Genomic DNA, 7,864 nt, shown 5'->3' with positions numbered 1-7,864 from the left:
TAGTGAATCGCAGTGTGACATATGTTGAAATCAGTAAAGAAGTGAAAACCGAAAAACTGTGATCTATTTGAAAAACTTGTGTTTGTCGTATAGATTAAAGCCACTTCTTTTAACACATTTCATTCGATTTATCTGTGTTTTTGCTTCAAAATATTTTTATCATTATTATTTATTTTTATGTATTCATTTATTTTTTTATGCTAACCACTCTGCACACTGCTGTTATCTCGAAGCATATAATTTTTACAGAAAGAAGGATTCCCTGTGGCTGCTAACATAACTTATCACGAACAAACCGACATGGACAATATCCGCAAACTTCGTGAAGTTTTGAAAACTTTACCTGCTTTTGCAAAGGATTATTTTCGTGCCATTGAACCTACAACTTCCACAAAAACCCGCATTTCTTATGCCTATGATATCCGGATTTTTTTCCAGTTTCTGATATCTCAAAATCCGTCTCTTGCAAAAATCGGGATTCCGAACTTAAACGTTTCCGTACTGGATCAGTTAAAACCGATCGATATTGAAGAATATATGGAATATCTGAAGCTCTATGACAGTCCGAATGACCAGACGACAATCACAAACGGGGAACGTGGATTAAAGCGAAAAATTTCTTCTCTTCGAAGCTTTTATACTTACTATTATAAAAGACAGGCAATCGAGACCAATCCGGTCCAGCTGGTCGATATGCCAAAGATCCATGACAAAGCCATTATCCGCCTCGACGCCGGTGAAACGGCTGCACTGCTGGATTATATTGAACACTGCGGTGATCAGCTCACCGGTCAGCGAAAAGCTTATTACGAAAAAACAAAACTGCGTGATCTTGCCATTGTCACTCTCCTGCTTGGTACCGGTATCCGTGTATCTGAATGTGTCGGACTGGATGTGGAAGACATTGACTTCCGTAACAACGGTATTCGCCTCATACGCAAAGGCGGTTCTGAGATGGTAGTCTATTTTGGCCCTGAAGTGGAAAAAGCTTTAAAAGACTATTTAGAGGCACGTAAAGCGATTTCCCCACTGGAAGGACACGAGCACGCTCTCTTCTACTCTACCCAGCGAAAACGTATCGGCGTTCAGGCGGTGGAAAATCTGGTCAAAAAGTATGCCCGTGCCATCACAACTACAAAAAAAATCACACCACACAAATTGAGAAGTACTTATGGTACCACTTTATATCAGGAAACAGGAGACATTTATCTGGTTGCCGATGTGCTCGGGCACAAAGATGTGAACACCACCAAAAAGCATTATGCTGCCATGGATGATGCCAGAAGAAGAAAAGCTGCCACTGCAATCCGCCTTCGTGAAGACTATGAAGACTAATTATAGAAGTGAGTGTCTTCTTCGACTAAATTCAAGTCGAACGCACGTGAGACTTGGTGCGTGATTCTGGTCAGCGAAAGCTGACATATACTTGTTATTACTCACCACTTACAGAAGTTGGAGTCTCCTCGCCTGAGATAAAAAACAGCCGAACATGCAACTGCCTTATGGCAGCCGCTCATTCGGCTGAATAATTGCTGAATAGTTACTGTTTTTTTTAACCGGTTACTGTAATTCTATCAGTCCAGTTTCTTTCCGGTCAGCATTTCATATCCCTGCAGATATTTTTCAATCGTTTTGTCTACGATCTCCTGCGGAAGTGTCCAGTCATTGTCTGGATTTTCTTTTAACCAGTCACGTGCAAACTGTTTATCAAAAGACGGCTGTCCATGTCCTGGTTCATATCCTTCGGCAGGCCAGAAACGTGAGCTGTCCGGTGTCAGCATTTCATCACCAATTGTAATATTTCCGTTCTCATCCAGTCCAAATTCAAATTTCGTATCTGCGATGATAATTCCTTTTTCCAGAGCATAAGCTGCACATTTCTTATACAATGTGATCGTATAATCACGAAGTTTCTCTGCATATTCTTTTCCTTTTCCAGGATAATATTTCTCCAGGTGCTCTACACTCTGTTCAAAAGAGATGTTTTCATCGTGATCTCCAATCTCAGCCTTTGTGGACGGTGTATAGATTGGTTCAGGCAGTTTATCAGACTCTTTCAGACCTTCCGGAAGCTCAATGCCACATACCTTTCCTGTTTTTTTGTAGCTTTCCCAGCCGCTTCCTGTAATATAACCACGTACAATACATTCCAGTGGAAGCATATCAAGTTTACGGCACATCATGCTGTTTCCATCAAACTGATCCTGCTGAAAATATTCCGGCATATCTTTTACGTCTGTAGATATCATATGATTTGGCAAAATATCTTCTGTCATTTCAAACCAGAATTTAGACATCTGTGTAAGAACCGTTCCTTTTTTTGTAACTACGTTGTTCAAGATTACATCAAAACAACTGATACGATCTGTAGCTACCATGATCAGACTGTCACCATTGTCATAAATCTCGCGTACTTTACCTTCTTTTATCGGTTTCATTTCCTGCATAATCCATACCTCGCCATATTCTTATTGTATTTACAAATAATTCCGGTACAAACGTACCACCTTTTACCCCTGATTGTCAAGAGTCAAATTTCTTCTTTTCCATTCTTTTCGCTCTTAATCATAGTATTTTCCTTCTTTTTTACCTTCGTATTTGAACTTTTGGTTCTTTTTATTTACGCTTTTAGTTCATGTATAGATATTCTTTTTATCGTTAAAATAGAAAAGATAATGTAATTATCCTGCTGATCACAATAATGGACAATACAGCAGAAAACAATCGCAGGTCATCTGCTATTTTTTACAAAGGGGATTAGAGGTATGTTAGATTTGTATACTATGGGCGAACGTATCCGTCAAGCACGTGAGGATATGGGCTATACAAGAGAAACTTTTTCTGAAATGGCGAATATAACACCTCGTTTCTGTTATGATATTGAATCCGGAAAGAAAGGCGTATCCATTGATACTCTGAAAAACATCTGTGAGGCACTGAATCTTTCTGCTGATCATTTGCTTGACCTGAAGCCACTGGATACAGATGCTTATGATTATACGATTTTTCACGTTTTGATGGAGCAGTGTCCGAATTCTTATCGCGATGGTCTTTACCGGGTTATGTCCGCATATGTCCAGTCTGTTTCAGAAGCATTGAAAAAAGAAGGTTCCTGATACGTTTTTCTTCGCATCATGAAATCTTCTTTTTCTTTCTGCTTTTCTTGTGTTTTTTATTTTTGACAAATCCAGTCTGATCTACATCAGTTCTTTTGAATCCACAATCACCGTGAATGGTCCGTCATTCAGCAGTTCTACTTTCATATCTGCTCCAAAGCTTCCCGTCTCAACAACCGGTATCTGCTTTTTACATTCTGCAATGATATACTCATACAATGCATTCGCCTCTTCCGGATTCTTTGCCTCAATAAAACTTGGGCGATTTCCTTTTTTACAGTTTGCATAAAGCGTAAACTGAGAAATGAGCAAAAGCTCACCATCCACATCTTTTAAAGCCAGATTGGTCTTTCCATCCTGATCTTCAAAGATACGAAGGCCGCACATTTTCCGCACCAGAAGATCTGCTTCTTTTTTTCCGTCTTCTGCTCCGATACCAATCAGTACCAGAAAACCCTTGTTGATCTTTCCAATAACAGCTCCATCTACGGAAACACTTGCTCTGGAAACTCTCTGTATAACAAACTTCATATGTATTTTATCCTTTTATTTTTTCTTTTAATGCAACAAAGTCTTTGATAAGCTGAACCGTTCCGTCAATACCGCATACTCCACTGTCTATGCACATATTGTAACTGGAACCGTCTCCCCACTTTTTATCCGAATAGTAGTTGTAGTAGCTGGCACGCTTTTTATCAGTTTTTAGAATCTGATCACGTGCTTTTGCTTCTGTCAATGCATATTTTGATGCTATACGCTTGATACGTTTATCCATATCGGCATGCACAAAAATGCTGATGCAGTTATCAAAATCTGCCAGTGCATAGTCCGCACAACGGCCGATCATAACACAGGGACCTTCCTTTGCAATCTGTTTGATTGCATTGAACTGAGCCAGAAAAACCTTATAATTTAAAGGCATTTCGGTATATCCGGATGCTGCCCCGTTCATGGAATATGTATCCATTACAAGGGAATATAGAAAACTGTTCGTCGGCCTTTCATCGTGATGCTCAAACAATTCCTGGCAGATTCCGCTCTCTTTTGCAGCACGGTCGAGAAGTTCCTTATCATAACATTTTATTCCAAGTTCTTTTGCCAGTTTCTGGCCAATCTCATGTCCGCCGCTTCCATACTGTCGTCCGATCGTAATAATTGATTTACATGTCATATAGAACCACCCTTTCTTTCTGGCAGATAAAATCTGCCGTATTTCTTCTCCTTATAAGAGTGATTATACATCATTGAGTAGACAATTTACAAGCATTTTTTGAATCTTACAAACAATTTCTGCATTTTCTGTACTTTATGGAAGTTTATGAAGCAACTCTTCAAAATATGCCGGCAACGGAGCTGAAAACTCCATATATCCTCCGGTAGACGGATGAATAAACCCGATGGTCATCGCATGAAGTGTCTGTCCTTGCAGTTTATAAGGTGATTTTGCCGGACCGTATACCGAATCTCCGAGAAGCGGATGCTGTAGAGAAGCCATATGAACACGAATCTGATGTGTACGGCCGGTTTCCAGCTCACATTCAATATACGTGAACTGTCGGAAACGTTTTAATACCTTAAAATGCGTCACCGCCCGTTTTCCATTCTGCTCATTGATCGCCATCTTCTTTCGATCGGTGGGATTTCTTCCGATCGGTGCATCGATCACACCGGAATCTTCTTTAATCACACCATGTACAATGGCACGGTAACATCTATGGATAGAATGTTCTTTTAATTGTGCTGCAATCACTTTGTGTGCCATATCCGTTTTGCAGACGATCAAAGAGCCTGTGGTATCCATATCAATTCGATGCACAATACCGGGACGCAATACCCCATTGATTCCGGAAAGACTGTCCTTACAATGATACATCAGTGCATTAACCAGTGTTCCGCTGTAATGACCATGAGCCGGATGTACCACCATGCCTTTCGGCTTGTTTACCACAAGGAGATCCTGATCTTCATACAGAATATCCAGCGGAATGTTTTCCGGAACAATATCCGGCTTCTGGGCATCCGGGATTGTAAGTGCGATTTCTTCTTCTCCGGTAATGCGGTAACTCGCCTTGATCGGCGTGTTCTGAATCTGTATCTGATCGTCCTTGAAAAGTTTCTGAAAGAAGCTCCTTGAATACTGCGGAAGCTGAACTGCCAGATATTTATCTGCACGCTCACCAATCGATTCTTCTTCCGGTAATAATATCAGTTCCTGCATAGTTTCTCCTGCAATCTGATTTACGCTTTTTCTGATCCGTGCAGTTTCAGAAAATGAAAATCATCATCCTTATAAATTGTCAGTATCAATATAAACAATACAACCATAGCGACCGTCACATAAATATCTGCAACATTGAAGATTGGAAAATCAATCAACGAAAAATACAGAAAATCAATGACATAGCCGTTAAGCAACCGGTCGATCATATTTCCGATCGCACCTGCCGCAATAAAAACAGCCAGCACTGCAAGCGGACGGTAATGTGCTTCCTTCGGAAAACGGATGAAGCACCATAAAAGTACTGCGAGCACAAAAATAACAATCAGTATAAAGAACCATCTCTGATTTTGCAGTGCTCCAAAAGCCGCTCCTCTGTTTTCAAGATACTGCAGTTCAAAAACACCCGGAATCAGCGAAAATGCTTCTTTTCCTTTTAAACATTTTACCGCAGCAAATTTTGTGACCTGGTCTATAAGAACAAGCAGAAACAGCGAGACAACTGCAACAATAGTCCGATATCCTTTTTTCATAATCTTAACCTTTCTCTGTTACAGAAGCGTGATATTTTCAAGATATTTTACCGCATCTTCCATCTCCTGATCGGTAACACTTCTGTCAATACAGGCATCTCCAATACTGTTTAACAAAATAAATTTTACTTTTCCGGCTTCCATTTTTTTATCAGAACGTGTTGTTGCCACAACCTCTTCCGGTGTCACTCCTTCAACAGATACCGGAAGACCAAAAGCGATATTCGCTTCTTTGATTGCAGTCAGCTCTGCTTCTGTTATCTGTCCACGCCTCATGGAAAGATAGGAAGCCGCCAGACTTCCAAGTGCTACACATTGTCCATGCATCAAAGAGAAGTTTTTTAACTTTTCAATGGCATGTCCAAGTGTATGTCCAAAATTCAAAAGTGCACGATCTCCCTTTTCTGTCGGATCTTTCTCTACTACATCACGTTTGATCTCACAGCTTCTGGAGATCATTTCTTCCAGAACTTCCAAACTGCGTTCCATTATTTCCTGTCTGTGACAGATCGTCCACTCATAATATCCCTGATCTTTGATCAGTCCATGTTTTAAGATTTCTCCCATGCCACAGGCAAACTGTTCGTCTGTCAGCGTCTTCAGGGCAGACAGATTCATATACACCAGTTTTGGCTGATGAAAGGCTCCGACCATATTTTTATAACAGTTAAAGTCCACGCCTGTCTTACCGCCAATGCTGCTGTCCACCTGTGAGAGCAGTGTTGTCGGAATTTGAACAAAATCAACGCCTCGAAGATAAGTCGCTGCAGTGAAACCGGCCAGATCCCCAACAACGCCTCCTCCAAGAGCAACCAGCATATCTTTTCGTTCAAAATGATGCAGGATCAGATGCTCATACAAATCCTGCACAGTATTGAGATTTTTGTTTTCTTCTCCTGCCCGAAAAACAAAGCGGGTAACTTCCTTTGCACAAGATGCAAGAATTTCTTCTACCTGATCTCCGTAATATTGATCCACGGTAGAATCGGTAACAATACATAACCTTCGGTTTTCCGGCTTACAAACCTTCAAACGCTCTGCAAGCATCCCAAAATCTTTTTCAAGATAAATTTCATAGGCAAAAATCCCATCTTTTTTAACCGGTATCTGTGTGCGGTATTTTGTAGTATCCATTGTTTTTACCTCCTGTTCCATTCATCGAATACATGCGGAATCCGATTTTCCAGAATCGCTGAGCTGTTTAAACATATTTTTCAAGTTTTACAAGGTAACGTCCCTTTTTGGTCTGTGAAAGCATGCCTTCGTATACAAATCTTCCCATACCTCTGGCTGATATCAGATCATTCTCTTTTACATGATATCCATTTGAAGTAATGCATTTTCCATTTACAAAAACGCGGCCATCTTCAATCATTCCGACCAGACTGCTTCTGGAAGTTTTCCATGCCAGGGCAAGCAGAGTATCCAGACGTACAGAAGCAACCGTTCCTTCTATTTTTTCCGTACGCAGCGGGATTTCTTTTCTTTCTCCCTCAAACACCTGACATAAAACTGTTGTATGCCGGATCCGTGTCAGGTTATCACACAGAAAATCTGCTATTTTCTGCATACAGAAAAGATAGGCACATTCCTCGTCAATCAGGATATCACCGGTAACCGAACGGTCTATGCCCAGATTCAAGATGGCTCCAAGATAATCTCTGTGTGAAAGTTTCTCTGCAAATTTCAGATTCAGGGGTCTGATCTGAAGACATACGATTGGAAATGGTATAGCATCTTCATCCGAATCGCCCTTTTGCGAAAAATCATAACGAAAATAAAGAGCATCAGGGATAAACGCTGCCAACTGACGCTCTGCTTTTGCATAACCGCCGAAAAGTTTCCATCGAACAAATGGAATCTTTCCGACCGTGCTGTGAAAAATATTTAATTCATTCAGATTCATAAAATCTGTGTAAGTGATGATTCCTCTTCGATCTGCCAGATTTGCCAGATCCAGGATACGCTGCCTTGTGCGTTCCTCCATCTTATCCATT

Annotated in this window: 9 protein-coding genes; 2 read left to right on the top strand and 7 right to left on the bottom strand. The window is 40.7% G+C overall.

Going from position 1 to position 7,864, the window contains the following annotated elements; genetic code table 11:
* Positions 1 to 264 precede the first annotated feature (264 nt).
* Entirely contained in the window at positions 265 to 1,335 is a 1,071-nt protein-coding gene (locus tag LKD42_RS01450; RefSeq protein WP_173897098.1) for a tyrosine-type recombinase/integrase, read from the top strand.
* A gap of 239 nt (positions 1,336 to 1,574) precedes the next feature.
* Here LKD42_RS01450 and LKD42_RS01445 read toward each other — a convergent pair whose 3' ends face one another.
* A complete protein-coding gene (locus LKD42_RS01445; RefSeq protein WP_022119760.1) occupies positions 1,575 to 2,447 on the bottom strand; it encodes a phosphoribosylaminoimidazolesuccinocarboxamide synthase in 873 nt (290 codons plus the stop codon).
* Between the two features lie 318 nt (positions 2,448 to 2,765).
* Here LKD42_RS01445 and LKD42_RS01440 point away from each other — a divergent pair, with 318 nt between their 5' ends.
* A complete protein-coding gene (locus tag LKD42_RS01440) occupies positions 2,766 to 3,116 on the top strand; it encodes a helix-turn-helix domain-containing protein (RefSeq protein ID WP_022119761.1) in 351 nt (116 codons plus the stop codon).
* Between the two features lie 81 nt (positions 3,117 to 3,197).
* Here LKD42_RS01440 and dtd read toward each other — a convergent pair whose 3' ends face one another.
* From dtd to LKD42_RS01410, 6 genes are all read right to left on the bottom strand, one after another.
* On the bottom strand, positions 3,198 to 3,647 hold the full coding sequence (gene dtd / locus LKD42_RS01435) for a D-aminoacyl-tRNA deacylase (RefSeq protein ID WP_022119762.1): 450 nt from the start codon (positions 3,645 to 3,647) through the stop codon (positions 3,198 to 3,200).
* A 7-nt stretch (positions 3,648 to 3,654) separates the two neighbouring features.
* The gene (locus LKD42_RS01430; protein ID WP_022119763.1) at positions 3,655 to 4,287 is read right to left on the bottom strand and encodes a cytidylate kinase-like family protein; all 633 of its coding nucleotides are present in this window, start codon (positions 4,285 to 4,287) and stop codon (positions 3,655 to 3,657) included.
* Between the two features lie 135 nt (positions 4,288 to 4,422).
* Positions 4,423 to 5,334 (bottom strand): RluA family pseudouridine synthase, encoded by a 912-nt coding sequence (locus tag LKD42_RS01425; RefSeq protein WP_022119764.1) that lies wholly within the window; start codon positions 5,332 to 5,334, stop codon positions 4,423 to 4,425.
* A 20-nt stretch (positions 5,335 to 5,354) separates the two neighbouring features.
* Positions 5,355 to 5,867, bottom strand: coding sequence for a signal peptidase II (gene lspA / locus LKD42_RS01420; protein WP_022119765.1), 513 nt, complete (start codon positions 5,865 to 5,867; stop codon positions 5,355 to 5,357).
* Positions 5,868 to 5,885: 18 nt separating this feature from the next.
* Complete coding sequence (gene aroB / locus LKD42_RS01415; RefSeq protein WP_147631486.1) at positions 5,886 to 7,001, bottom strand: 3-dehydroquinate synthase; 1,116 nt, start codon at positions 6,999 to 7,001, stop codon at positions 5,886 to 5,888.
* Between the two features lie 67 nt (positions 7,002 to 7,068).
* Positions 7,069 to 7,863, bottom strand: coding sequence for a YlmH family RNA-binding protein (locus tag LKD42_RS01410; protein WP_022119767.1), 795 nt, complete (start codon positions 7,861 to 7,863; stop codon positions 7,069 to 7,071).
* Position 7,864 lies beyond the last annotated feature (1 nt).

It is taken from the genome of Hominisplanchenecus faecis (genome assembly GCF_020687205.1).
Classification (GTDB): domain Bacteria; phylum Bacillota; class Clostridia; order Lachnospirales; family Lachnospiraceae; genus Hominisplanchenecus; species Hominisplanchenecus faecis.
This window is presented reverse-complemented; position numbering and strand designations above follow the sequence as displayed.

Bases quoted from the DNA above. Each gene is read 5' to 3' on its own strand.
- LKD42_RS01410 (WP_022119767.1), bottom strand. From the start codon at position 7,863: ATGGATAAGATGGAGGAACGCACAAGGCAGCGTATCCTGGATCTGGCA.
- LKD42_RS01425 (WP_022119764.1), bottom strand. From the start codon at position 5,334: ATGCAGGAACTGATATTATTACCGGAAGAAGAATCGATTGGTGAGCGT.
- dtd (WP_022119762.1), bottom strand. From the start codon at position 3,647: ATGAAGTTTGTTATACAGAGAGTTTCCAGAGCAAGTGTTTCCGTAGAT.
- LKD42_RS01440 (WP_022119761.1), top strand. From the start codon at position 2,766: ATGTTAGATTTGTATACTATGGGCGAACGTATCCGTCAAGCACGTGAG.
- lspA (WP_022119765.1), bottom strand. From the start codon at position 5,867: ATGAAAAAAGGATATCGGACTATTGTTGCAGTTGTCTCGCTGTTTCTG.
- aroB (WP_147631486.1), bottom strand. From the start codon at position 7,001: ATGGATACTACAAAATACCGCACACAGATACCGGTTAAAAAAGATGGG.
- LKD42_RS01430 (WP_022119763.1), bottom strand. From the start codon at position 4,287: ATGACATGTAAATCAATTATTACGATCGGACGACAGTATGGAAGCGGC.
- LKD42_RS01445 (WP_022119760.1), bottom strand. From the start codon at position 2,447: ATGCAGGAAATGAAACCGATAAAAGAAGGTAAAGTACGCGAGATTTAT.